This window comes from Leeia aquatica (genome assembly GCF_012641365.1).
GTDB lineage: Bacteria > Pseudomonadota > Gammaproteobacteria > Burkholderiales > Leeiaceae > Leeia > Leeia aquatica.
Map to the genome: position 1 here is coordinate 1,667,456 of NZ_JABAIM010000001.1, position 23,481 is coordinate 1,690,936.

Below are 23,481 nucleotides of genomic sequence, written 5' to 3' on the forward strand. Positions count from 1 at the left end.
CCATGAAATCCCTCAACCTCTCGGCGCTCGCGCTCAAGCACCGTACCCTGGTGCTGTACTTCATGCTGGTGTTCATGCTGGCCGGCTTCATCACCTATGGCAAGCTGGGCCAGAAGGAAGACCCGGAGTTCACCTTCCGGCTGATGCTGGTCAAGACCCTGTGGCCGGGTGCCACCGCACAGGAAATGCAGGACCAGGTCCTCGACAAGGTCGAGAAAAAACTGCAGGAAACGCCGTACCTGAAGTACATCCGTTCCTACGCCAAGCCGGGCGAGGCGGTCACCTTCATTGAAGTGCGTGGTGACACCCCGCCCAAGGAAATCCCGGATATCTGGTACAAGGTGCGCCGCAATATCGGTGACATCCGCCAGAACCTTCCCCAAGGCGTGCTCGGTCCCTTCTTCAACGACGAATTCGGCGACACCTATGGCTCCATCTACGCACTGACCGGCAACGGCTACAGCATGGCAGAGCTGCGCAAGTTGTCCGACCGTGCCCGTCAGTCGCTATTGCGGGTGGAGAACGTCAAGAAGGTCGAACTGCTGGGGGTTCAGGCAGAAAAGGTATACGTCAACTTCTCGACCACCAAGCTGGCTGCAATGGGGGTCGATCCCCTCACCATCATTGGCACCCTCAGCCAGCAAAACGGGCTGGAGCCCTCCGGCTTTGTGGAGGCAGGCGGCAACCGGCTCTACATTCGCACGTCGGGCGAGTTCAATTCGGTACAGAGCATTGCCAATACCCCGGTACGGGCAGCAGGCCGTACGTTCAAGCTGTCTGATGTGGCCGCCGTTTACGCCGGTTATCAGAACCCGCAGAGTTTTGCCTTCCACCACCAAGGCAAGCCCGGTATTGCGCTGGCCATCTCCATGGCCAAGGGCGGTGACGTCATCAAGCTGGGCCAGGACCTGACCGCCACCATTGAGCAGCTGAAGCATGAACTGCCGCTGGGCGTGAATATCGAGCCGGTGTCTGACCAGCCCAAAGTGGTGAAGAACGCCGTCAACGAGTTCATGCATTCATTGCTGGAAGCGGTGGCCATTGTGCTGGCGGTCAGCTTTGTCTCGCTGGGCCTGCGCGTGGGGGTGGTGGTGGCGCTGTCCATCCCGCTGGTACTGGCGATGACCTTCATTGCCATGTACCTGTTCAATATCGACCTGCAGCGCATTTCGCTCGGTGCACTGATCATCGCGCTCGGCCTGCTGGTGGACGATGCCATTATCGCCGTGGAAATGATGGCGCTAAAACTGGAGCAAGGCTGGGACCGTGTACGTGCGGCCACCTTCGCCTATACCGCCACCGCCTTCCCGATGCTGACCGGCACCTTGATCACCGTCGCCGGTTTCCTGCCGGTGGGGCTGGCCAAGTCAGCAGCGGGGGAGTACACCTTCAGCATCTTTGCGGTGGTGGCCATTGCCCTGGTGCTGTCGTGGATCGTGGCGGTGACGTTTACCCCTTACCTTGGCTATAAACTGCTGCCCGAGCTGGCGCATCATGGCGAAGAAATCGACGTTTACCAGAAGCCGTTCTACCGTCGTTTCCGTGCGCTGGTAGACTGGTGCCTGCGCCATCGCAAGCTGGTGATTGCGTTGACCCTGCTGGCCTTCCTCGCTTCGGTTTTCAGCTTCAAGTTTGTGCAGAAGCAGTTCTTCCCCACTTCCAACCGGGTGGAAGTGCTGGTGGACCTGTGGTTGCCGCAGGGCAGCAGCTGGTCGAACACCCGTGCTGAAGCCGAGAAGCTGGAGCGCAAGCTGCAAGGCAACCCGCATCTGGACAGCGTGACCACCTATATCGGTCAGGGCAGCCCGCGCTTCTACCTGCCCCTGAACCAGGAGCAGGAAAACGCCAACTACGCCCAGCTGATGATCATGACCAAGAGTCTGGACGACCGGGAAGCGCTGCTCAAGCAGCTCAATACCTGGTTCAGTACCGACTTCCCGAATGTGCGCGGTCGTGCCGTACGGCTGGAAAACGGTCCGCCCGTCGGCTACCCGGTGCAGTTCCGGGTGATGGGCCCCGACCAGAAGCGGGTTCGTGAGCTGGCAGATCGGGTAACGACCATCATGCGGGCCAACCCGAACACCCGTAACGTCAACCAGGACACGCTGGAACAGGCACGCATCCTCAAGCTGGATGTGGATCAGGACAAGGCACGCGCACTGGGCGTCTCCACCCAGAGCCTGTCGCGCACCCTCAACCTGATGCTGGTGGGCGCACCGATGACCCAGTACCGCGATGGCGATCAGACCATCGACGTGGTGGCGCGGCTGGACCCGCAAAACACGCCCTCGCTGCAAACGCTGGGTGATCTGCCGGTCAGCACGGCCAGTGGCAAAACGGTACCGCTGTCGCAAATCGCCACCGTCCGGATGGCATTTGAAGACAATCTGTTGTGGCACCGCAACCGTACCCCGGTAATTACCGTGCGGGCGGATATTGCCGAAGGCTGGCAGGCACCGGACGTGTCCGATCAGATCGAGCCTGAGTTGCGCAAGCTGGAGAAAGCGCAACCACCGGGCTACCACATCGAACTGGGTGGCAGCAAGGAGGGCTCTAGCGAATCACAGGCATCTATTGCCGCGGTGATGCCACTGATGTTGTTTGTGGTCATGACCTTGCTGATGCTGCAGCTGCACAGCTTTGCGCGCACCTTCATGGTCCTGCTGACCGCCCCGCTGGGCCTGATTGGTGTGGCCATCGCCTTGCTGCTGTTCAACCAGCCCATGGGCTTTGTCGCCAACCTCGGCATCATTGCACTGGCCGGCATGATCATGCGCAACTCGGTGATCCTGATTGACCAGATCGAGCACGATATCCGCGAAGGGGCTCACGCCTGGCAAGCCATTGTCGAAGCCACCGTGCGGCGCTTCCGCCCGATCATGCTCACCGCCCTGGCCGCCATTCTCGCCATGATCCCGCTGTCCCGCAGTATCTTCTGGGGACCGATGGCCTTCGCCATCATGGGCGGGCTGCTGGTGGCCACGGTTCTGACCCTGCTGTTCCTGCCGGCACTGTACGCGGCCTGGTTCCGGGTCAAACCCCAACCCCAGCCGGAAGCCTGAAAATACATGCATACTTCTGATCACGCACCCAAACAAGGATGGACCATGAAACTGCGTCGCCACCTGCTGCTGCTGACCCTGCTGGGAGGGAGCGCCCACGCCACCGACCTGATGGAGCTGTATCGTCAGGCACTGCAGAGTGACCCCAGCTATGCCGCCGCCCTGGCCAGCCATGATGCCACCATTGAGCGCTACCCGCAGGCAAGGGCGCTGCTGCTGCCGCAAATCAACCTCAGCGCCAATACCACCTGGAATGAGGTCGATACCGAGCTGCGCAGCAATGGCCGGGACGTTCATAGCCATTACAACAGCAACGGCATTGTGATCCAGGCCAAGCAGGCCATCTACAACGGTCAATCGCTGGCACAGGTCGAGCAAGGCAAACTGCAGGTCGAGCTGGCGGAAGTGCAGCGCCGGGCAGCAGAACAGGACCTGATCCTGCGGGTGGCCCAGGCCTATTTTGATGTTCTGTCTGCCGAAGACCGGGTGCAGCTGACCGTGGCGCAGAAAGAAGCGACGACTCAGCAACTGGCGCTGGCCAAAAAGAGCTTTGAAGTGGGTACCGCCACCATCACCGATACCCATGAAGCCCAGGCCCGCTTTGACCAGATCGTAGCGGCGGAAATCGCCGCTCGTAACGACCTGAATGTCAAACAAGCGGCCTTGACGCAGCTGACCGGTAAACCTGTCAGCCATCTGGCCCGGCTCGACGGCAAACTGCCGGTATCCGCCCCGGCGCAAAGCAGCGAAGCATGGCAATCCAGAGCCGAGCAAGGCAGCCTGGATGTGGCAGCCAAGCAGCTGCTGAAAGAGGTGGCCAGCCGGGAAATCGACAGGGCCCGTGCGGCCCACTACCCTACGCTGGACCTGGTGGCCACCGCTGCGCACAACCGTACCGGCGGCGGCAGCTCTCCGACCAACACCACCAGCGGCAGCATCGCCTTGCAGCTGAACATCCCGCTGTACGCTGGCGGTGCGCTGAGCTCCAAATCGCGTGAGGCGGTGGCCAAAGAGGAACAGGCCCGGGATGAGCTGGAGGTGGCGCGTCGTAAAGCCGTGCAGGATGCCAACAGCGCCTATCTGGGCATCTCCAGCGGTGCGGCGCAGATTCGTGCACTGGAGCAGGCCCTGGTGTCTTCGGAAAGCGCACTGAAATCGACCCGTCTGGGGCAGGAAGTCGGCGTGCGAACCAACCTGGATGTGCTCAATGCCCAGCAGAACTGGTATTCCACCCAGCGTGACCTGTCTGCAGCCCGCTACAGCTACCTGCTGACAGCACTGCGCCTGAAAGCCACCAGCGGCCAACTGACCGAAAGCGACCTGCAAGAAGTCAACAGCCGACTCAAGCCCTGACCCTCCACCGCCGGGTGGCCCTGCAGCTGACCGGCGGCACCACTCTTCGGCGTTCGTCTGCCGTCCGGCATGACAAGACAATGCAAACGCCACCTTTGACCGCAAAATGACATAGAATGAAGCCAGACGGTTCAACGGCCCCCGGCGGGGCCGTGTTCCCCCTTGCATGTTAAAGGCTCAGGGAGATGGCGGTACATGTCCAAACGCACATTCTGGCAGCGGGATTGGGTGTTTGCCTTGCTGGTGGTCCTCTTGTTACTGCCACTACTGTTCTACACCTCCATGGTGGATGTCCTGGATGGCAAAGCTTACGACTACGGCATGGCACGGGTAGAGCGTACCCCCAGCAGCCAGATCGCCATCATTGCCATTGACGACAAAAGTATCCAGACCGTTGGCCGCTGGCCCTGGCCACGCGATATCGGCGCCAAGGTCATCGACAAACTGGGTGAGGCGCAAGCGCGTACCGTGGTCAACAGCGTCTACTATCTGGAGCCGCAGATCGACCCGGGTATGGCCTACTTTGACAAACTGAGTGCGCTGACCACCAAGGCCCTGCAGAACCAGAACCGGGCGGCAGCCAGCATGCCAGAGCAAGCTGCCAGTGACGCGCCCCCTGCGCCGCCCGCGCCTGCCGTGGCCGACCTCAAAGCCATTCAACAGGTACTGCGTGACGCCGAGAAAGCGCTGAATGTCGACAAGACCATGTCGGACTCACTGGCCAAAGCCAAAAATACGGTGCTGATTGCAGGCACCGAGCTGGCCTTGCCCGGAGAGTCACTGGGTAACCCGCCGCCGCAACCGGAATGGGCGCAGCGGCAAAGCATCGGCCAAGTGATTGATCGCGGCAAGGGTGCCGGGGTACTGCAACTGCGCAGCATGGTATGGCCTATCGACAGCTATGGCCGTTTTGCCAGCGGCATCGGCCACAGTACCTACCTGCCGGACCCGGATGGCCTGGTGCGTCGGGAGGCGTTGTATTTGAAGTATGGCGAAGCCATCTACCCCTCGCTATCGTTGATTGCAGCCACCCGCCAGCTCAACCTGTCCGCCGGACAAATCCAGGTAGAGCTGGGCAATAGCCTGCAATTGGGTAACCAGACCCTGCAGAGCGATACCGAAGGGGGATTCCGCCCGCTGTTCTACGCCAATACCAGCTTCCCGGTCGATTCCTTCATTGATGTCTACAACGGCATCATTCCGGCGGAAAAGTATCGTGGCAAAATCGTCCTGATCGGCCCGACCGCAGCGGGGCTGGGCGACTCCCTGTCCACCCCTTCCGGCACCATGCCGCCCGTCCTGGCACTGGCCCACTCGGTGTCCAGCCTGCTGCAAGGGGATGTGGTACGTGAACCGGAGTGGGCGCAATGGGCGCCCTTGGCCGGACTGCTGGTGATTGCCGTATTCCTGGTGGCCGTGCTGCCGCATCTGGGTGCAGCGGTGGGGGCGATCCTGACCCTGCTGCTGCTGGCGGGTCTGGTCGGTGGCGAACTCTATTTGATGCAGAGCCAGCTGCAGTGGGTCAAGCTGATGGCTCCAGCCTGCCTGCTGGTACCCGGTTACCTGCTGATCAGCACCCGCCGTTTCCTGTTCTCCGAGCGCGGCAAGGCACAGGCCGACGCCGAATCGGCAGAAAGCAACCGCATGCTGGGCCTCGCCTTCCAGGGGCAGGGCCAGCTGGATCTGGCCTTCGACAAATTCCGCAAGTGCCCGATCGACGACACCATGATGGACACCTTGTACACCCTGGCACTGGATTTTGAACGCAAGCGGCAATTCAACAAGTCGCTCGCCGTATTCCAGTACATGTCCGGCTACAACGCCAAGTACAAGGATTTGCCACAGCGGTTGGCCCGCGCACAGCAAATGTCGGAGACGGTGATCCTTGGCGGCTCCGGCAGCCATGGTGCCGCCGGGACACTGATCACCGCTGGTGCGGAAAAACCGATGCTGGGCCGCTACCAGGTGGAGAAGGAGCTGGGCAAGGGCGCCATGGGGGTGGTGTATTTCGGCCGGGACCCGAAGATTGGCCGCACAGTGGCGATCAAGACCATGGCCCTGTCGCAGGAGTTTGAAGCCGAGGAGCTGGATGAAGCCCGCGCCCGCTTCTTCCGCGAAGCCGAGACGGCCGGGCGACTGAACCACCCGAACATCGTCACCATTTATGACGCCGGTGAAGAGCACGACCTGGCCTATATCGCCATGGAGTTCCTCAAGGGCAAGGACCTGGCCGACCAGATCAAGCCGGATCACCTGCTGCCGATGCCCACCGTGATGCAGATCATCGCCAAGGTCGCGGACGCGCTGAACTATGCCCACAGCCAGAGTGTGGTACACCGCGACATCAAGCCCGCCAACATCATGTACGAGCCGGACCAGCACACGGTCAAGGTGACCGACTTTGGCATCGCCCGCATCACCGACTCCAGCCGTACCAAAACCGGCATGGTGCTGGGCACGCCCAGCTACATGTCACCGGAACAGCTCTCCGGCAAGAAGATCGACGGTCGGTCGGACCTGTTCTCGCTGGGGGTCACCCTGTACCAGATGCTGTGCGGGCACTTGCCCTTCCATGGCGACTCCATGGCCGAGCTGATGTTCCGCATTGCCAATGATCCGCCGCGCGACATTACCCAGTTCAACAATGCCTTGCCCCTGTGCGTGCTTACCATCCTGAACAAGGCCTTGCAGAAGGATGTCGAGCGTCGCTACCAGAGCGGCGCCGAACTCGCGGCCGCCCTGCAGCAATGCCTGGCGGAGTGCGGCCATGCGTAATACCGATCTGCGTGCTGCACTCGAGATGGTTGCCCTGTCAGACCCGGGCATGGTGCGTGAACACAATGAGGATGCTGTCGCCATCGACAACAGCATGGGCATGGCCATCCTCGCCGACGGCATGGGCGGCTACAACGCGGGAGAAGTGGCCAGCGGCATGGCCATTGCCTGCATCAGCACCGAGCTGAAACTGCGCATGCCCGGCGTCGAGCTACACAAGCGCGATCCGGAAAGTGGCCGCCCGCAGGCACACCGCCTGCTGCTGGATGCCATTGCCAATGCCAACCGGGAAATTTTCCAGACCGCACGGAATCAGCCGCAATGTGCCGGCATGGGCACCACCCTGGTGGTCACCCTGTTTTACGACAACCGTTTGAGCGTGGCGCATATTGGTGACTCCCGGCTCTACCGCCTGCGTGACGAGCGGCTGGAGGTTCTGACCCGCGACCACTCGCTGCTGCAGGAGCAGATTGACAGTGGCTTGCTGACCGAAGAGCAGGCGCGTCACGCGCACTACCGCAATCTGGTGACCCGTGCGCTGGGCATTGATGATGCCGTTGAGGCGGACATCAACGATTATGAGGTGGAGGAAGGCGATCTGTATCTGCTGTGCTCGGACGGGCTCAATGACATGCTGACCGACGACGAGATTTCCGAAGCCATGCAGATGCTGGGCAGCAACCTGCCGCTGGCCTCGCAACAGCTGGTACAAATGGCCAATGATGCCGGCGGCAAGGATAACGTCTCGGTCATTCTGGCCCAGGTCAAAGGCTCCTTCAAGACACGCCGCAGCCGCTTCAGCTGGCTGCTGCCCTGGCTGTGAACGCGCTGAGGGGCGCACTGGACATACGATAAAAGATAGAAGGACTTCACCATGCCCAAACTGATCATGAGCCTGGACGGTGCCGAGCTACGGGAATTCACGCTGAGCGGCAGCCGGATGACCATAGGCCGCAAGCCGCATAACGACATCCAGATCGAGAATCTGGCGGTCAGTGGTGAGCACGCGGCCTTGCACAGCATCCAGGGTGAGTACTATGTGGAAGACCTGAAAAGTACCAACGGTACCTTGGTCAACGGCAGCCCGATCGAGAAGCACTTTCTCAAGCACAACGATGAGATCGAGATCGGCAAATTCCGTCTGCGCTATGTCGCCGAAGGCGCGGCTGCGCCTGTCGACAGCGGCAGCTTTGATCGCACCATGGTGTTGCGGCCGGGCATCAAGCCTGCCGATCTGCCCCCGCCGCCGCCACCACAAGCGGCCCCGGCACCCGCACCGGCTTTGCCGAGCGGCCGGATCAGCGTCCTCAATGGCAGCAACGCCGGACGCGAGCTGGAGCTGAACAAGAACCTGGTCACGTTGGGCAAGCCCGGTGTACAGGTGGCCGTGATCAGCCGACGCCCGCAGGGGTTCTTCCTGACCCACGTCGAGGGCGCAAGCTTCCCGCAGGTGAACGGTGCTGCCATCGGCAGCCAGCCGCATCCGCTGCAGCCGGGTGACGTGATCGAACTGGCTGGCGTACAAATGCGCTTCCAGCAGCCCTGACGCCCACCATGCTGGAAGCGCTGAAACGCTACCGCTGGCCCTTGCTGCTCAGTATTCTGGTGCAGGTGGCGCTGCTGTTGCATGTGGTCGGCATCTGGCACAGCGAGCCCTTGACCCGGCTGGAGTATCAGCTCTACGACATGCGTCTCAACCTGACACGGCAGGACAAGGTCGATCCGCGCATCGTCATTCTCGACATTGACGAGAAGAGCCTGGCCGAGGTCGGGCGCTGGCCGTGGTCTCGCCATCGGCTGGCCGAGCTGATGGATGTGCTGTTCCAGCACTATCACATCAAACTGGCGGGCTTTGACGTGGTGTTTGCCGAGCCCGACCACAGCTCGGGTTTACCTGCGCTGCAACAGCTGGCGAAAGGTACGCTGGCCAACAATCCGGACTATCAGGCCGCCCTGCAGCAGCTGACCCCGACACTGGACTATGATGCCCGCTTTGCCCGCAGCCTGTCCGGTCGCCCTACCGTGCTGGGCTATTACCTGAGCGGCGACAGCGAACAGCAAAGTGGCCAGCTGCCGCCGCCGGTGATGGATGCCGGGCAACTGCCCCCCTCCAACCTGCAAGGCGCCCAGCAGGCCATCGGCTTTGGTGCCAATCTGCCCATCCTGCAGAAGGCGGCACGCAGTGCCGGGCATTTCAACCCGATACCGGACCTGGATGGCGTCACCCGCCGGGTGGCCATGTTGTCTGGCTTCAATGGGCACTATTACGAGCCGCTGTCTCTGGCCATGTATCGCAGCCTCAACGGTCAACCCCCGGTGCTGCTGGAAAAGCCCGCCGGGGTGGGTAGTGACAACTATGCGGCCATTGATTACCTGCGGGTGGGTGATGCCCGCATCCCGATTGATACCGAACTGGCAGCCCGTGTGCCCTATCGGGGACCCGCCGGCAGCTTTGCTTACCTGTCGATCAGCGATGTGCTGGCCAAGCGCGTACCGCTATCCGCGCTGCAAGGGCGCATCGTGCTGGTCGGCACCACCGCGCCGGGCCTGATGGACTTGCGCTCCACCCCGTTCAGCGCCGTCTACCCCGGTGTGGAAGTCCACGCCAACTTACTGGCAGGCATGCTCGACAATCGCTTCCCAGCTCATCCCACTTATCTGCTGGGTGCAGAAGTCTTGTTGTTGTTGATACTCGGCATTGTGCTGCTGTTGATCCTGATCCGGGCCAAGCCGCTGAAGGCAGCGCTGACCTGCCTGTTGGCGGTATTGCTGGTGCTGGGTGGCAATCTGTGGTTGTGGCGACAGGAATATGTGGACATGCCGCTGGCCGCCAGTCTGGCCCTGATCGCGGCCTTCTTCATCATCCACATGACCTACGGTTACTTCTTTGAATCCCGCAGCAAGCGCCAGCTGGCCGGTGTTTTCGGTCAGTATGTGCCGCCCGAGCTGGTGGAAAAGATGAGTGCCGATCCGGAAAAGTACACCATGGAAGGCGACAGCCGCGAGCTGACCGTGCTGTTCTCCGATGTGCAGGGCTTTACCAGCATTGCGGAACAGCTGGATCCGCAGCAGCTCACCAGCCTGATCAACGAATTCCTGACCGAGCTGTCTACCGTAATCCGCCAGCAGCACCTGGGCACCATCGACAAGTATATGGGTGACTGTATCATGGCTTTCTGGGGGGCCCCGGTGGCCGACCCGGACCATGCCCGCAGCGCCATCTTGTCAGCACTGGACATGCAGAAGGTGATGCGACAGCTGGCACCGCGCTTTGCTGAGCGCGGCCTGCCCGAATTGGTCATCGGCATCGGCATCAATTCCGGCCGCATGACGGTGGGCGACATGGGATCACAGTACCGCAAGGCGTATACCGTGATGGGGGATGCGGTCAACACGGCTGCCCGGCTGGAAAGCCTGACCCGCCTGTATGGAGTGGACATCATTGTCGGTGAACTGACCCGCAATGCAACCCGCAAGGAATTCCTCTACCGCGAGCTGGATCATGTGCGGGTCAAAGGCAAGGACGAGCCGGTTACCATTTACCAGCCGGTATGCCTGGCCAGCGAAGCCAGTGCGGAGCAAACCCGTGCGGTGCAGCTCTTCCAGCAGGCGCTGCGGCACTACCGTGAACAGAACTGGGACATGGCCGAGCTGCAATTGCTGAGCCTGCAGCAAGCAGAACCCAACAGTACCCTGTATGCCCTGTTTCTGCAGCGTATTGCACATTACCGCAAACAGCCCCCCGCACCCGACTGGGACGGGGTCAGCCAGATGGACAGCAAATGACGGAAATCCGTGTCCTCGGTTGCAGCGGCGGCATTGGTGGCCCGCTACGCACCACTTCCTTTCTGGTAGACCAGCATGTGCTGATCGACGCCGGGACCGGCGTGGCCGACCTCAGCCTGGCAGAGCTGGCCCTGGTAGACCGGGTCTTCCTCACCCACAGCCACCTTGACCATATCGCCATGCTGCCACTGATGCTGGATTCGGTCGGCGCCATGCGCAACCAGCCGCTGGAAGTGCTGGCGACATCCGAAACCATTGCCATCCTGCAGCAGCACATCTTTAACTGGCAGGTGTGGCCGGATTTCAGCCAGATACCCGACCCGCAACACCCATTCCTTCGCTTCACCCCGATCCAGCTGGGGCAGACCATCGCCTTAGGACGGCATGCCCGGTTGCAAGTCTTGCCCGCCGAGCATACGGTGCCGGCTGTCGCCTACGCCCTCCGCTGTAGCAAAGGCAGCTGGGTCTTCAGCGGTGACACGGTGGGTGGGGAGGCGTTCTGGCGCGCGGTCAATGCCTTGCCCGACCTCAGATACCTGATCATGGAAACCGCATTTTGTGTGCGCGAGGCGGAGTTGGCCCGCTTGTCGAAACACCTGAGTCCGGATACGCTGGCTGAACAACTGGCCTGCCTGCAACTTCCGGTCGAGCTCTACATCACCCATTTGAAGCCAGGCGAGCTGGAACTGACCATGCAGGAAATTCATGCGCTGGCAGCTCGCTGGCAGCCGCGCATGCTGCAGGCCGGCCATGTGTTCAGCCTGTAACGGACCCTTGCCATGAGTACGCCTACTACTGCCTTGCTGCAGCGCCTGCACCCGGTGGCCTCGCTGTCGCCGGAACGTCTGGAAGAGCTGCGCGGTTTCTGCTTTGTCGAACGCATCCCGCCCGGGCATGACCCCTTCCGCATGGATGATACCCGCCAGAAAACGGTCTGGCTGCTGGGTGGACGACTGTCGATCAGCTTCGGGGATGGTCATACCCAAGTGTTCAGCCCGGCTGAGGATGGTGCGATCCCGACCCTGCCGCTCAAGGCTCCCATTCTGCGCGCCACCGCCATTGACGAGGTTGCGCTGCTGCGTATCGACAGTGACTTGCTCGACATCCTGCTGACCTGGGACCAGCTCACCCAGGACGAAGCATTACAATCGGACCCGCACCACATGGTCAGCGCCGACAGCCTGCGTTTTGGCGCGCTGGCGGCCCTGAAGCCCGCGCAGTACCGCAGCCTGCTGGCACACCTGCAGCGGATTGAGTGTGCAGCGGGTACCGTGCTGATTCGGGAAGGCGATGCCGGGGATTATTACTACTTGCTGGAGCAGGGTGCCGCCACCATCACCCGCCAGGTGGGTGGCACCCAGCAGAAGCTGGCCGAAGTGGGGCCTGGTGCGGCCTTTGGCGAGGAGGCGCTGGTGTCGGATAACCCGCGCAACGCCACGGTCACCCTGACGCGTCACAGCATTCTGCACCGCTTGTCCAAGCAGGATTTCAGCACCTTGCTCAAACAGCCACTGCTGAATGAGGTGGATGCCACTACCGCGCAACAGGCCGCGCAACAAGGCGCCACCTGGCTGGACGTGCGCTTCCCCTCCGAGTATCAGCACAACCGGCTGGACGGCGCCTTCAATATACCGCTCAACGAGATTCGCAACGCGGTCGATGTGCTGTCCCGTGAACGCCGCTACCTGTGCTATTGCGATAGCGGCCGCCGTGCTGCGGCAGCAGCCTTCTTGCTGGCACAGAATGGCTATCAGGTCAGCGCGCTGCGCGGTGGTCTGCAAGCCTTGTCCGCCCTACCGGAACCCACCCAATCATGAATCCAAACAGCACCGAAGGTTTGACCCAGATGGTCGACGTGCGCGACCGCCTGACCTTCCATCGCAATCTGCAAAATGTCATCAACCGCATCCACGCCACGCAGAATATCGACGAGCTGATGCTGGAGCTGTCCGGTGAGATTTGCAGTCAGTTTGAGGCCGACCGGCTGACCATTTATGTGATCAGCGAAGACAAATCCTCCATCGTGTCCAAGGTCAAGACCGGGCTGAACTCCTTCCGCGACATCCGCTTGCCGATTACCGAGCAAAGCGTGGCGGGCTACTGTGCCCTGCACAAGCAAAGGCTCAACATTGCCGATGTCTACAACCAGGAAGAGCTGGCTCGCTACAGTGCCGAGCTGCGTTTCCTGGCCGAAGTGGACAAGCGCACCGGCTATCGAACCAAGCAAGTACTGGTCTGCCCGATTCTGGATGAGCGTGACAACAACCTGATTGGTGTGCTGCAACTGATCAATCAGCGCGATGACCAGCCCTTCTCGCTTCTGGTACTGGAAGGGGCCATCGAGCTGTGCAAGACACTGGCCATCGCCTTGCGGCAGCGCCAGTCTGGCGCACCGTTCATTCCACGCTCACGCTACGACCACTTGGTGGTCGATGGCATTTTGTCTGCGCCGGAGCTGGAGCTGGCAGGGCGTTCGGCCCGCCGCAAGAATACTGATCTGGAAACCGTGTTGCTGAGCGAGTTTCAGGTCAAGGTGGAGGCCTTGGGGCAAGCACTGTCCCGCTTCTATCAAGTGCCTTATGTCGGCTTCAAGGCAGACCGGCTCAAGCCCATTGAGCTGTTGCGCAACCTGAAGCAGGAGTTCATCGAAGAAAAGGGATGGCTGCCGCTGGAGGACACGAAGGAAGGCCTGCTGATCCTGACCATGGACCCGGAGCAGGTTAAAGCGGGCCGGCTGGCGCAAGAGCTGTTCAGCCAGTACAAGCTGCAGTATGCCGTCACCACCCACCTCGAATTCAACCAGACGGTACAGGCTTTTTACGGCAGTGGCAGCGGCTCGATCAGTGACATCCTGTCGGATATGGAAGACGAGCCGGTCCACGACAGCGGCCCGACCGCCGAGGAGCTGAGCGCCGCGCAGGACAACGAGCTGGTCAAGCTGGTGAACAAGATCATCATGGACGCCTACCAGCAAGGTGCCAGTGACATTCACATCGAGCCCTACCCCGGCAAGAACAAGACCGAAGTCCGCTTCCGCCGTGACGGCACCTTGGTACCGTATATTGAAGTCCCCTCCAGCTACCGTGATCCGCTGGTCACCCGCATCAAGATCATGTGCGACCTCGACATCTCCGAGAAGCGCAAGCCACAGGATGGCAAGATCAAGTTCAAGAAATATGGCCCATTGGATATCGAATTGCGGGTCGCCACCGTGCCGACAGCGGGTGGGCTGGAAGATGTGGTGATGCGGATTCTGGCCGCCGGGGAGCCGATTCCGCTCGACAAGCTGGGCCTCTCGCCCTACAACCGCAGCCAGCTGGAAAGCGTGGTCAGCAAGCCTTATGGCCTGTTCTTTGTCTGCGGCCCCACCGGCTCGGGCAAGACCACCACCCTGCACTCGGTACTGAAGTTTCTCAATACCTCGGAAACCAAAATCTGGACCGCAGAAGATCCGGTGGAAATCACGCAGAAGGGCCTGCGACAGGTGCAGATGAACCCCAAGGCCGGGCTGAACTTTGCCTCGGCGATGAAATCCTTCCTCCGCGCCGACCCGGACGTGATCATGGTGGGCGAAATGCGCGACCGCGACACCACCGCCATCGGCATTGAAGCGTCACTCACTGGTCATCTGGTGCTGTCCACCCTGCATACCAACAGCGCACCGGAATCCATCATCCGTCTGCTCGACATGGGCATGGACCCCTTCAATTTTGCCGATGCCCTGCTCGGTATTCTGGCGCAACGGCTGGCCAAGCGTCTATGCTCTAAGTGCAAGGAAGCCTACACCCCCGGCAAGGAAGAGATTTCCCGCCTGCTCAATGAGTACTGCGAGGAATTGAAAGCCACCGTGCAGTGGCAGCGTGATCCGAAGGCCGCCTTTGAGGGTATTTACCGGGATTGGGTCAAGCGCTTTGCCAATGCCAAGGGTGAGTTCACCCTGTATCGCGCCAAGGGCTGTGACCACTGCCTGGACAGCGGCTACAAGGGGCGGCTGGGCTTGCACGAGCTGCTGGTAGGCAGCGATGCCAGCAAGAAAGCCATTCAGGAACACGCCCGGGTGGCCGAATTGCTGGCCATTGCCCTGAATGAAGGCATGCGCACGCTGAAACAGGACGGTATCGAGAAAGTGCTACAAGGAGATACTGACATGCTGCAAGTACGGGCAGTCTGCATCAAATGAATCCGCATTCGTCTGGGGCGCAACGGTGACGTCCGTCCTCGACATCCTGGCCCGGCTGGACAAGCTGAACGCCATTGGCCGTGCCTTGTCCGCCGAAACGGATTTACCACGCCTGCTGGAGGCCATCCTGCTGGCCGCCAAAGATTTTGCCAACGCAGACGGCGGTACCCTGTACCGCATGGTGGATGGAGCGCTGCAGTTCGAAGCGCTGCGCAACGATAGCCTCGGCTTTGCCATGGGGGGAACTACCGGCACCGCCATCCCCTTCCCACCGATTCCCTTGCAGCTGGCCGATGGTCGCCCCAATCAGCATATGGTGGTCGCCCACGCAGCCCTGAGCGGGCAGACCGTCAACATTGCCGATGCCTACAGTGCCGAAGGCTTTGATTTCTCCGGTACCCGTGCCTTTGATGCCCGCACCGGTTACCGCTCGCAGTCCTTCCTCACCGTACCGATGAAAAGCCACGATGGCAGCATCATCGGTGTGCTGCAATTGATCAATGCGCAAGATGGAGCCGGCCAGATTCGCAGTTTTACGGCCGAGGACCAGCAGCTGGTGGAATCCCTGGCGTCACAAGCGGCTATTGCACTGAATAACCGGTTACTGATCCAGCAGCTGGAGCAACTGTTTGAAGCCTTGATCAACCTGATCAACGCCGCCATTGACGAAAAGTCACCCTACACTGGGGGACATTGTGAGCGGGTCCCCCTGTTGACCATGATGTTGGCCGACGCGGCCCACCAGGTCAAAAGTGGCCCGCTGGCCGACTTCCACATGAGCGAGCAGGATCGCTACGAGCTGAAGATTGCCGGGCTGTTGCACGACTGTGGCAAAATCACCACCCCAGTGCATGTGGTGGACAAAGCCACCAAGCTGGAGACCATATTCGACCGCATCACCCTGGTCGATACCCGCTTTGAGATTCTATTCCGTGATGCGGAGATCGCCCTTCTGAAAGGGGAGATGGACGAAGCCGCTTACACTGCGCGCATTCACCAGCTGGAAAACGACCGGGAGCTACTGCGTGCTACCAATATCGGCGGCGAATACATGGATGAGGCCCATCTGCATGCGGTCGAGACCATTGCAGCCATGCCGTGGCGTGACCATGATGGCAAGGAACAGACCTTCCTCAGCACGGACGAACTCACGAACCTGTCCGTACGCCGCGGCACGTTAAATGAGACTGAGCGCAACATCATCAACCACCACATCGTGATGACCATCCGACTGCTGGAAGCCCTGCCGTGGCCGGCGCATCTGGCGCGGGTACCAGAATATGCGGGCGGTCACCATGAGCGGATGGATGGGCGCGGCTACCCGCGCGGACTGACCCGTGAGCAGATGAGTGTTCAGGCTCGCATCATGGGCATTGCCGATATTTTTGAGGCGCTCACCGCGCGGGATCGTCCCTATAAACCCGGCAAGCCCTTGTCCGAGTCGCTGACCATTCTGGGCCGCATGGCACGGGACCAACATATCGACAATGATTTGTTCGATGTCTTTATGCGTGAGCGGGTGTACCTGCGCTACGCGGAGCAGTTTCTGGAGCCCAGCCAGCTGGACCATGTCGACCCGGCCAGCATACCCGGCTGGTCCGGCAGCCGCTGCTAGGCAGCGGCCCGCCCCGGACATCAGCGCGGCTTGGTGTGCAGCGCCAGCATCGCCGCTTCCATCTTGCCCGCCCTGAGCTCATCCAGCCGCTGCAGGCTCTGGTCGATGCTACGGTCAATCTCGATCTGTTCGTTCAGGGTAGGTGCTTTCAGTACAAAGTTCACCACCTCTGCCCGTTCGCCGGGGTGACCAATGCCCAAGCGCAAGCGCCAGAAATCGGGCGTACCCAGATGAGCGATGATGTCCCGTAAACCGTTATGTCCACCGTGGCCGCCCCCTCGCTTGAGTTTGACACCGCCGGGCGGCAGATCCAGCTCATCATGGATCACCAGGATCTCGGCAGGCTCGATCTTGTAGAAGCGTACCAGTGCCGCCACCGACTGACCGCTACGGTTCATGAAGGTTTGCGGCAGCAACAGCCAGCACTCCGGCTGGCCCGAGGCACGCCCGGCATAGCCATGGAACTTGCCTTCCAGCCGCAGATTGACCCCCCATTGCCGCGCGACCCGCTCCACCCACCAGAAACCGGCATTGTGCCGGGTGGCCTCATACTCAGCGCCGGGGTTACCCAGCCCCACCATCAAGCGGATTGTCATTTAGACCCTCTGCAAAAGAAAAACCCGCCCGTCAGCCATGCCGAGGGGCGGGTGAGGCGACGGGGATACCGTCAGCCGGTATTACTCGGCGCTACCGCCGCCGCGTACAGCGGCAATGGCGGCCACAGCCAGGTCTTCACCACGGCCCAGCGACACCAGCTCCACGCCCTTCGGCAGCTTCAGCTCGGACAGGTGCACTGCAGCGCCTGCGGCCAGCTTGGACAGGTCCACTTCGATGAATTCCGGCAGATCGCCCGGCAGGCAGGACACTTCCACTTCGGTCAGGATGTGGTTGACGATACCGCCGCCCAGCTTCACGCCCGGGGCAATTTCGCCATTAACGAAGTGCAGCGGCACCTTCATGTGCAGCTTCTGGTCAGCGGCCACACGCTGGAAGTCCACGTGCTGGATTTGTTGCTTGTATGCGTGCCATTGGGTTGCGCGCAGCAGCACTTTCTCTGCCTTGCCATCCACCACCAGATCCAGGATGGAGGAGTGGAATGCTTCGTTACGCATGGCGTGGAACAGGTTGTTGTGATCCAGCTCGATCACCAACGGGGCCACATTGCCACCATAAACGATACCCGGCACCTTGCCAGCGTGACGCAGGCGGCGGCTCGCACCCGAACCTTGCTTCGCACGGCTTTGTGCAATAACTTCGATTTTCATGATCAACCTTTCTGGTTAAAAACAAAAACCGCCACCCCTCCGCGACCAGACGGGTGACGGGTGGGGGCCTAGGCCCCCGCTATCCGTCCGCTAATGCTTATTCAGCAAACAGCGAACTGACGGAATCTTCGTTGCTGATCCGCTTGATGGTCTTGGCCATCAGCTTGGCAATCGACAAAGTGCGAATCTTGCCACAGGCCAGCGCTTGCGGGGACAGCGGGATGGTATTGGTCACCACCAGTTCATCCAGGGCGCTCTGCGCAATCCGCTCCACCGCCGGGCCGGACAGCACCGGATGGGTAGCGTATGCCAGCACCTTGTCCGCACCTTGCTGCTTCAGCGCTTCCGCTGCCTTGCACAGGGTGTTGGCGGTATCGACCATGTCATCCATGATCACGCAGGTACGGCCTTCCACATCACCGATGATGTTCATCACCTCGGCCACATTGGCCTTGGGGCGACGCTTGTCAATGATGGCCAGGTCCGAATTCAGCAGCTTGGCCATGGCACGGGCACGCAACACACCACCCACATCCGGCGACACCACCATCAGGTTCGGATAGTTCTTTTGCAGCAGGTCTTCCAGCAGCACCGGGGTGGCGTAGATATTGTCCACCGGGATGTCAAAGAAGCCCTGGATCTGATCGGCATGCAGGTCAACGGTCAGCACCCGGTCCACCCCTGCCGAAATCAGCATGTTGGCGACCACCTTGGCCGAAATCGGCACGCGCACCGAGCGCGGGCGGCGATCCTGCCGGGCGTAGCCAAAATATGGGATGGCAGCGGTAATGCGGCCGGCAGATGCGCGCTTGAGCGCGTCTACCATCAGCAGCACTTCCATCAGGTTGTCGTTGGTGGGCTCGCAGGTGGATTGCAGCACGAACACATCACGCCCGCGCACATTCTCCAGCAATTCAACGGTCACCTCACCGTCGGAAAACCGACCTACCGTGGCGTGCCCCATCGGGATATCGAGATGGTGAACGACTTCTTCCGCCAATGCCGGATTGGCATTGCCCGTAAACACCATGAGATTGTTGTAGGCCATCTTCATCGCTCCGCCGATCGCAGCTGTGGGGGCTACCCGGACAAACAAAAAGCGTGCACCTTCAGGGTGCACGCTTTCATTCTAGCTCTAAATTCGTGGCTGAGGAGGTAGGATTCGAACCTACGCATGCCGGAATCAAAATCCGGTGCCTTAACCAACTTGGCGACTCCCCAATTGCCTTACTTTGCACTACTCAGTTCAGCTTGCGTAGCGGGTGCACATTATAGCCACGCACTACCCAAGCTTGCAATCCTTGCGGCGTTTTTTTCCGGACTGCTTCAGCAGCTTCCTTGCTGCCAAACCGGGCAAACACACACGCTCCCGAGCCGGTCATCATGGCTTCTGCGTACTGCTGCAGAAAATCCAGCGCCGTCGCCACCTGCGGATACAGCCGACAGGCTACACGTTGCAGGTCATTACTCAGACCGCGCCGTGTGGCGTCATCTCGAAAGACCGGCATTTTGATGGGTTTGGTGTTACGTGTCAAGTCTGGGGCCGAAAATATTTCAGCGGTAGGCACCTGAACAGGTGGGCGCAGCAGCACATACCAGTCCTCGGGAACCTCAATCGCCTGCAGCACCTCTCCCACGCCCTCGGCAAAGGCACTGTGCCCGAACACAAACACCGGCACGTCCGCCCCCAGCTGCAAACCCAGCGCCTGCAACACCGGTCGGTCCAGCCCGCATTGCCACAGGTGGTTCAACGCCAGCAGCACGGTCGCTGCATCCGAGCTGCCGCCACCCAGTCCACCGCCCATCGGAATCTGTTTGTCCACGCGGAGGTCCGCGCCCAGCGGACACCCGGTGGCCTGTTGCAGCAGGCGGGCCGCCCGCACCACCAGATCGGCCTCGGGCGGCACCTCCGCCAGCTCACTCACCCGCCGGATCTGGCCGTCGGCCCTCACCCGGATTGATATGGTGTCGCACAGATCGATGAAGGTAAACGCCGTCTGCAGCAGGTGGTAGCCATCTGGTCGGCGACCTGTTACATGCAGGAACAAGTTGAGCTTGGCCGGTGCCGGGAAATCTTGCCAGTCGTTCATCATGGTGTCAGGGTCGTGCCATCCGGCAAGGTCCATTGATCGACCACCAGACGCAGTTCCAGTCCGTCTCGCTGCAGGCTCAGTTTGCGTGGCAGCGCCCCGGCGGTCGGGTGATCCGGAAAATAACTGCTGACCCGGATCAGCCAGTCCTGCTGTTGCAGCTGTTGCAACCGCCCCTGCTCGTCACGCTCTGGCTCGCCGGCCTGCATCGGGTCCAGTTTGCCCTGCACCCAGTAGCTCAAGCCTTGCAGCGGCAGGCGCCAGCCCAGCACTTTCTCGGTCAGACTTTCCGGATCGGACGCCACGTAGCGGCCCTCGGTGGTTTGCAGTTCAACCTGGCTGGCGGTGCGTGACAGGGAGGCCACAGTTTGCCCCAGCGGCCCCTCCAGTGTCATCCAGTCCCCGCCGCTGCCGTGTTGCCAGTTCAGCTGAGCCTGCTGGCTGTCGCCTTGCCAACGCACCCCCAGACGTCCTTGCAGGGTAAACTGTGCTTGCCCCAGGTCAGGTGGACCGCTGCTGTCCACGCTACTGCACCCCGCCAGCCCGATACCCAGCATCAGGCTTAACCCTGCCAGCCAACGCATCATCCGCTCACTTCACCTGCAAACGCTTCATCACATCCAGCAGTACCGCCTCGTCCGGATGCTTCTTCAAGGCATCCTGCAACAGCGCACGCGCCTCCGCTTGCTTGCCGGTCAGCCACAGCACTTCGCCCAAATGGGCGGCAACATCCGGCTCCTGCAGCTTGCTGTAGGCCGTGCGCAGGTAATCCGTCGCCTCGGCCAGCTGCCCCAGCTTGAATTTCACCCAGCCCATGCTGTCCAAGATGGCCGGATTGTCCGGCTCCTTCTCCAGCGCCTTGCTGATCAACGTCAGCGCCTCGGTATGGCGATCGGTGCGGTCAGCCAGCGTGTAGCCCAAGGCATTGAGGGCGGTAGAGTTTTCAGGCTGGGTTTTCAGAATGGCACGCAGGTCCCGCTCCAGCCAATCCAGGCGATTCATCTTCTCGGCGACCAAGGCCCGGTCGTACAGCAGATCGGTTTCACTCTCATCCGCTGATCCCTGCAAGGCTTCACTCAACACGTCATAGGCTTGCTGTTGTTGCCCCGCTAGGCTCAGTACACGGGCATCAATGCGCAAAAACTCACGACGCGCAGCAGGCTGCTGGGCGATGGCTTCGCTGACGCGGGAGCGCGCCTCGGCCAGTCGACCTTTACGCGCCAGCAGTTCAGCAGCCTGGCGTTGTGCGTTCAGGAACGCGCCGCCTTCCACCTCGTCCCAGGCCCGCAAGGCTGCATCGACATCGTCTCGTTCTGCTGCCAGTCGCCCCAGCAGCAGGTATGCCGTGTCTGTATCCCGATAACGCAGGCGAATCGCGTCTTGCAAGGCCCCTTCCGCCGCCTTGCCCTGCCCCATGCCGGCCAGCTGTCGACCCAGCTGGTAGGCCACCTCAGCACTTTCCGGGGCCTCCTTGCGCAGCGCCTGCAGCATCACAAGCGCCTCCTGCCCCCGCTTTAGATCGGCCAGAGAGAGGGCGAGCATGAGACGCGCCCGCATGGCTTTGGGATGGCTGCTGACGTAAGCCTGCAATTGCTTGCTGGCTTCCGCCAACCCATTACGGGCACGCAGCTGCGCACGCAACACTGCGGCATCTTCAAAGTTGTCGTTCAATCGCAGCGCCTGCTCCAGCGCATCCAGCGCCTCGTCCTTCCGATTGACCTGGGCCGCCGCGTTGGCACGCACCCACCAGGCACCCGCCTCGGTCTTGTAGGGTTCGGTCAGGTCACGGGTCAAGGGGTAAATCGCCGTCGGGCTGCCCGCTTCCGGCAATTGCTCTGCGTAATATCGCCACAAGGCTTCACGCCGGCTGCCTGCATCCGTCAACACCTGTTGCAGCGGAATACGGGAACGCTCCGGATCAGGGCTACGCAGGGCCAAGGCCACCAGCCATTCCGCCGCCTCGGGCGACTTGCTGTTGTTGTACCAGCGCGCGGTCAGCCGCAGGGCATCGCCGAAGCGATTGTTGGCAATGGCCAGCTGTGCGGCCCGCCGCCCCAGCACCGGGTCAGCACTTTCCTCGGTCAGCAGGTCAAACAGTTCGACCGCTGCGCCGCCCTGGCCACGCTGTTGCGCAATCTCCCCCAGCAAGAAGCGATAGAGGATTTGCGGGGTCAGGCCCTGCGGCTCCGCCGCCTCTTCTGCCGCCACCGGCTGCAAGCCGATCGTGGCCAGGGAAAGGCTCAGCAGCAAACGTTTCATGGCAATGGCCATTGTGTCTTCCGGGTTGGGTTGGGACCGGGATGTCTCCGGCCTGTACTGGCAGCTTGGGCAACATGGTGCTGCAATGGTTCAGCGCTTGCTGATGTGCCCAGTGATATCGCATATTAGGCGAGGAAGGGGCTGCTGCGCCAGCCCACCCTTTGCAAAACCTGGAATCCCTACATGCCTGAACTACCGGAAGTCGAAACCACCCGCCGCGGCATTGAGCCTTTGCTGACAGGGCGGCAATTCAGCAAGGTCATCATCCGCGAACATCGCCTGCGCTGGCCGGTACCTGACCATTTGCCCAGCCTGTTGCCAGGGCTGACCTTGCGTGGCATTCAGCGTCGCGCCAAATACCTGCTGTTTGACGCGGGGCAGGGCTGGCTACTCGGTCATTTGGGCATGTCAGGCTCATTTCGGGTGCTGACCGAACCGCAGCCGGTACGCAAGCACGATCATCTGGACCTGGAGCTGGACGGTGGGGCGGATGGCGGCGGCGTCACCCTGCGCTACCATGATCCACGGCGCTTTGGCTGCCTGCTGTGGATACCGGACGACTGGCAGCAGCACCCCTTGATCCGCGATCTGGGGCCGGAACCCTTATCCGAAGCGTTTCACGCGGACTATCTGCTGCAGGCGCTACACAAGCGCAGCAGCGCCATCAAGCTGGCGTTGATGGATAATCATGTGGTGGTTGGCGTCGGCAATATCTATGCTTCAGAAGCACTGTTCCTGGCGGGGATTCATCCACAAACCCCGGCGCAGGAGCTGAGCCTTGTCGCGCTGCAGCGGCTGGTGCAGGCCGTTCAGCAGGTACTGACCGCCGCACTGGCCTCTGGCGGCAGTACCTTGCGCGACTATGTGAACGCCCGTGGCGACACCGGCTACTTTCAGCTCACGCTGAATGTATATGATCGGGCCGGCGAACCGTGCCGGCAGTGCGGCACGCCCATCAGCAAGTTACTGCTGGGTCAGCGCAGCAGTTTTTTCTGCGCACAGTGTCAATCCATGCGTCAAACGGCGCACAATGGGGGATGACTGGTGTTTACAGCCGATGGTCGGCTATGCAAACATCAACAATTGTCAAAAAGCC

At 61.1% G+C, this 23,481-nt stretch carries 17 protein-coding genes and 1 tRNA gene; 11 read left to right on the forward strand and 7 right to left on the reverse strand.

Features of this window, described 5'->3' with window-relative positions:
* The first annotated feature begins 2 nt into the window (after positions 1 to 2).
* The 10 genes from HF682_RS08610 to HF682_RS08655 all read left to right on the forward strand — a co-directional run bounded on the left by HF682_RS08610 (position 3) and on the right by HF682_RS08655 (position 16,771).
* Positions 3 to 3,062: an efflux RND transporter permease subunit gene (locus tag HF682_RS08610; RefSeq protein ID WP_168876764.1), complete on the forward strand. Its 3,060-nt coding sequence runs from the start codon at positions 3 to 5 to the stop codon at positions 3,060 to 3,062.
* A 45-nt stretch (positions 3,063 to 3,107) separates the two neighbouring features.
* Positions 3,108 to 4,415 (forward strand): TolC family outer membrane protein, encoded by a 1,308-nt coding sequence (locus HF682_RS08615; RefSeq protein ID WP_168876765.1) that lies wholly within the window; start codon positions 3,108 to 3,110, stop codon positions 4,413 to 4,415.
* 195 nt (positions 4,416 to 4,610) lie between these two features.
* On the forward strand, positions 4,611 to 7,190 hold the full coding sequence (locus HF682_RS08620; RefSeq protein ID WP_168876766.1) for a CHASE2 domain-containing serine/threonine-protein kinase: 2,580 nt from the start codon (positions 4,611 to 4,613) through the stop codon (positions 7,188 to 7,190).
* On the forward strand, positions 7,183 to 8,013 hold the full coding sequence (locus tag HF682_RS08625) for a Stp1/IreP family PP2C-type Ser/Thr phosphatase (RefSeq protein ID WP_240947088.1): 831 nt from the start codon (positions 7,183 to 7,185) through the stop codon (positions 8,011 to 8,013). Before HF682_RS08620 ends, HF682_RS08625 begins: the two co-directional genes overlap by 8 nt.
* A 51-nt stretch (positions 8,014 to 8,064) precedes the next feature.
* Positions 8,065 to 8,736, forward strand: coding sequence for an FHA domain-containing protein (locus HF682_RS08630; RefSeq protein WP_168876767.1), 672 nt, complete (start codon positions 8,065 to 8,067; stop codon positions 8,734 to 8,736).
* A gap of 8 nt (positions 8,737 to 8,744) precedes the next feature.
* Positions 8,745 to 10,976 (forward strand): CHASE2 domain-containing protein, encoded by a 2,232-nt coding sequence (locus HF682_RS08635; RefSeq protein ID WP_168876768.1) that lies wholly within the window; start codon positions 8,745 to 8,747, stop codon positions 10,974 to 10,976.
* On the forward strand, positions 10,973 to 11,743 hold the full coding sequence (locus HF682_RS08640; protein WP_168876769.1) for an MBL fold metallo-hydrolase: 771 nt from the start codon (positions 10,973 to 10,975) through the stop codon (positions 11,741 to 11,743). Before HF682_RS08635 ends, HF682_RS08640 begins: the two co-directional genes overlap by 4 nt.
* 12 nt (positions 11,744 to 11,755) lie before the next feature.
* The gene (locus HF682_RS08645) at positions 11,756 to 12,793 is read left to right on the forward strand and encodes a cyclic nucleotide-binding domain-containing protein (RefSeq protein WP_168876770.1); all 1,038 of its coding nucleotides are present in this window, start codon (positions 11,756 to 11,758) and stop codon (positions 12,791 to 12,793) included.
* Positions 12,790 to 15,156 carry a GspE/PulE family protein gene (locus tag HF682_RS08650; RefSeq protein WP_168876771.1) on the forward strand — a complete coding sequence of 789 codons (2,367 nt, stop codon included), beginning with the start codon at positions 12,790 to 12,792 and terminating at the stop codon, positions 15,154 to 15,156. Before HF682_RS08645 ends, HF682_RS08650 begins: the two co-directional genes overlap by 4 nt.
* Positions 15,157 to 15,181: 25 nt before the next feature.
* On the forward strand, positions 15,182 to 16,771 hold the full coding sequence (locus HF682_RS08655) for an HD domain-containing phosphohydrolase (RefSeq protein WP_168876772.1): 1,590 nt from the start codon (positions 15,182 to 15,184) through the stop codon (positions 16,769 to 16,771).
* A gap of 20 nt (positions 16,772 to 16,791) precedes the next feature.
* Here the strand turns inward: HF682_RS08655 and pth are convergent, their stop codons facing one another.
* The 7 genes from pth to HF682_RS08690 all read right to left on the reverse strand — a co-directional run bounded on the left by pth (position 16,792) and on the right by HF682_RS08690 (position 22,385).
* Positions 16,792 to 17,367 carry an aminoacyl-tRNA hydrolase gene (pth, locus tag HF682_RS08660; protein ID WP_168876773.1) on the reverse strand — a complete coding sequence of 192 codons (576 nt, stop codon included), beginning with the start codon at positions 17,365 to 17,367 and terminating at the stop codon, positions 16,792 to 16,794.
* 81 nt (positions 17,368 to 17,448) lie between these two features.
* Positions 17,449 to 18,036 (reverse strand): 50S ribosomal protein L25/general stress protein Ctc, encoded by a 588-nt coding sequence (locus HF682_RS08665; protein ID WP_168876774.1) that lies wholly within the window; start codon positions 18,034 to 18,036, stop codon positions 17,449 to 17,451.
* 97 nt (positions 18,037 to 18,133) lie between these two features.
* On the reverse strand, positions 18,134 to 19,084 hold the full coding sequence (locus HF682_RS08670; RefSeq protein WP_168876775.1) for a ribose-phosphate pyrophosphokinase: 951 nt from the start codon (positions 19,082 to 19,084) through the stop codon (positions 18,134 to 18,136).
* Positions 19,085 to 19,180: 96 nt separating this feature from the next.
* A tRNA-Gln gene (locus tag HF682_RS08675) sits at positions 19,181 to 19,257 on the reverse strand.
* A gap of 20 nt (positions 19,258 to 19,277) precedes the next feature.
* A complete protein-coding gene (ispE, locus tag HF682_RS08680; RefSeq protein WP_168876776.1) occupies positions 19,278 to 20,162 on the reverse strand; it encodes a 4-(cytidine 5'-diphospho)-2-C-methyl-D-erythritol kinase in 885 nt (294 codons plus the stop codon).
* Positions 20,126 to 20,713: a lipoprotein insertase outer membrane protein LolB gene (gene lolB, locus HF682_RS08685; RefSeq protein ID WP_168876777.1), complete on the reverse strand. Its 588-nt coding sequence runs from the start codon at positions 20,711 to 20,713 to the stop codon at positions 20,126 to 20,128. Before lolB ends, ispE begins: the two co-directional genes overlap by 37 nt.
* A gap of 4 nt (positions 20,714 to 20,717) precedes the next feature.
* Positions 20,718 to 22,385 (reverse strand): tetratricopeptide repeat protein, encoded by a 1,668-nt coding sequence (locus tag HF682_RS08690; RefSeq protein ID WP_168876778.1) that lies wholly within the window; start codon positions 22,383 to 22,385, stop codon positions 20,718 to 20,720.
* A gap of 183 nt (positions 22,386 to 22,568) precedes the next feature.
* On the opposite strand from HF682_RS08690, the gene mutM reads away from it, so the two are divergent.
* On the forward strand, positions 22,569 to 23,426 hold the full coding sequence (mutM, locus tag HF682_RS08695; protein WP_168876779.1) for a bifunctional DNA-formamidopyrimidine glycosylase/DNA-(apurinic or apyrimidinic site) lyase: 858 nt from the start codon (positions 22,569 to 22,571) through the stop codon (positions 23,424 to 23,426).
* Positions 23,427 to 23,481: the final 55 nt, after the last annotated feature.

Excerpts from the sequence above, each read along its gene's own strand:
- HF682_RS08645 (WP_168876770.1), top strand. The coding sequence starts at position 11,756 with ATGAGTACGCCTACTACTGCCTTGCTGCAGCGCCTGCACCCGGTGGCC.
- ispE (WP_168876776.1), bottom strand. The coding sequence starts at position 20,162 with ATGGACCTTGCCGGATGGCACGACCCTGACACCATGATGAACGACTGG.
- pth (WP_168876773.1), bottom strand. The coding sequence starts at position 17,367 with ATGACAATCCGCTTGATGGTGGGGCTGGGTAACCCCGGCGCTGAGTAT.
- mutM (WP_168876779.1), top strand. The coding sequence starts at position 22,569 with ATGCCTGAACTACCGGAAGTCGAAACCACCCGCCGCGGCATTGAGCCT.
- lolB (WP_168876777.1), bottom strand. The coding sequence starts at position 20,713 with ATGATGCGTTGGCTGGCAGGGTTAAGCCTGATGCTGGGTATCGGGCTG.
- HF682_RS08690 (WP_168876778.1), bottom strand. The coding sequence starts at position 22,385 with ATGAAACGTTTGCTGCTGAGCCTTTCCCTGGCCACGATCGGCTTGCAG.
- HF682_RS08610 (WP_168876764.1), top strand. The coding sequence starts at position 3 with ATGAAATCCCTCAACCTCTCGGCGCTCGCGCTCAAGCACCGTACCCTG.
- HF682_RS08625 (WP_240947088.1), top strand. The coding sequence starts at position 7,183 with ATGCGTAATACCGATCTGCGTGCTGCACTCGAGATGGTTGCCCTGTCA.
- HF682_RS08650 (WP_168876771.1), top strand. The coding sequence starts at position 12,790 with ATGAATCCAAACAGCACCGAAGGTTTGACCCAGATGGTCGACGTGCGC.
- HF682_RS08665 (WP_168876774.1), bottom strand. The coding sequence starts at position 18,036 with ATGAAAATCGAAGTTATTGCACAAAGCCGTGCGAAGCAAGGTTCGGGT.
- HF682_RS08630 (WP_168876767.1), top strand. The coding sequence starts at position 8,065 with ATGCCCAAACTGATCATGAGCCTGGACGGTGCCGAGCTACGGGAATTC.
- HF682_RS08635 (WP_168876768.1), top strand. The coding sequence starts at position 8,745 with ATGCTGGAAGCGCTGAAACGCTACCGCTGGCCCTTGCTGCTCAGTATT.
- HF682_RS08670 (WP_168876775.1), bottom strand. The coding sequence starts at position 19,084 with ATGGCCTACAACAATCTCATGGTGTTTACGGGCAATGCCAATCCGGCA.
- HF682_RS08615 (WP_168876765.1), top strand. The coding sequence starts at position 3,108 with ATGAAACTGCGTCGCCACCTGCTGCTGCTGACCCTGCTGGGAGGGAGC.
- HF682_RS08640 (WP_168876769.1), top strand. The coding sequence starts at position 10,973 with ATGACGGAAATCCGTGTCCTCGGTTGCAGCGGCGGCATTGGTGGCCCG.
- HF682_RS08620 (WP_168876766.1), top strand. The coding sequence starts at position 4,611 with ATGTCCAAACGCACATTCTGGCAGCGGGATTGGGTGTTTGCCTTGCTG.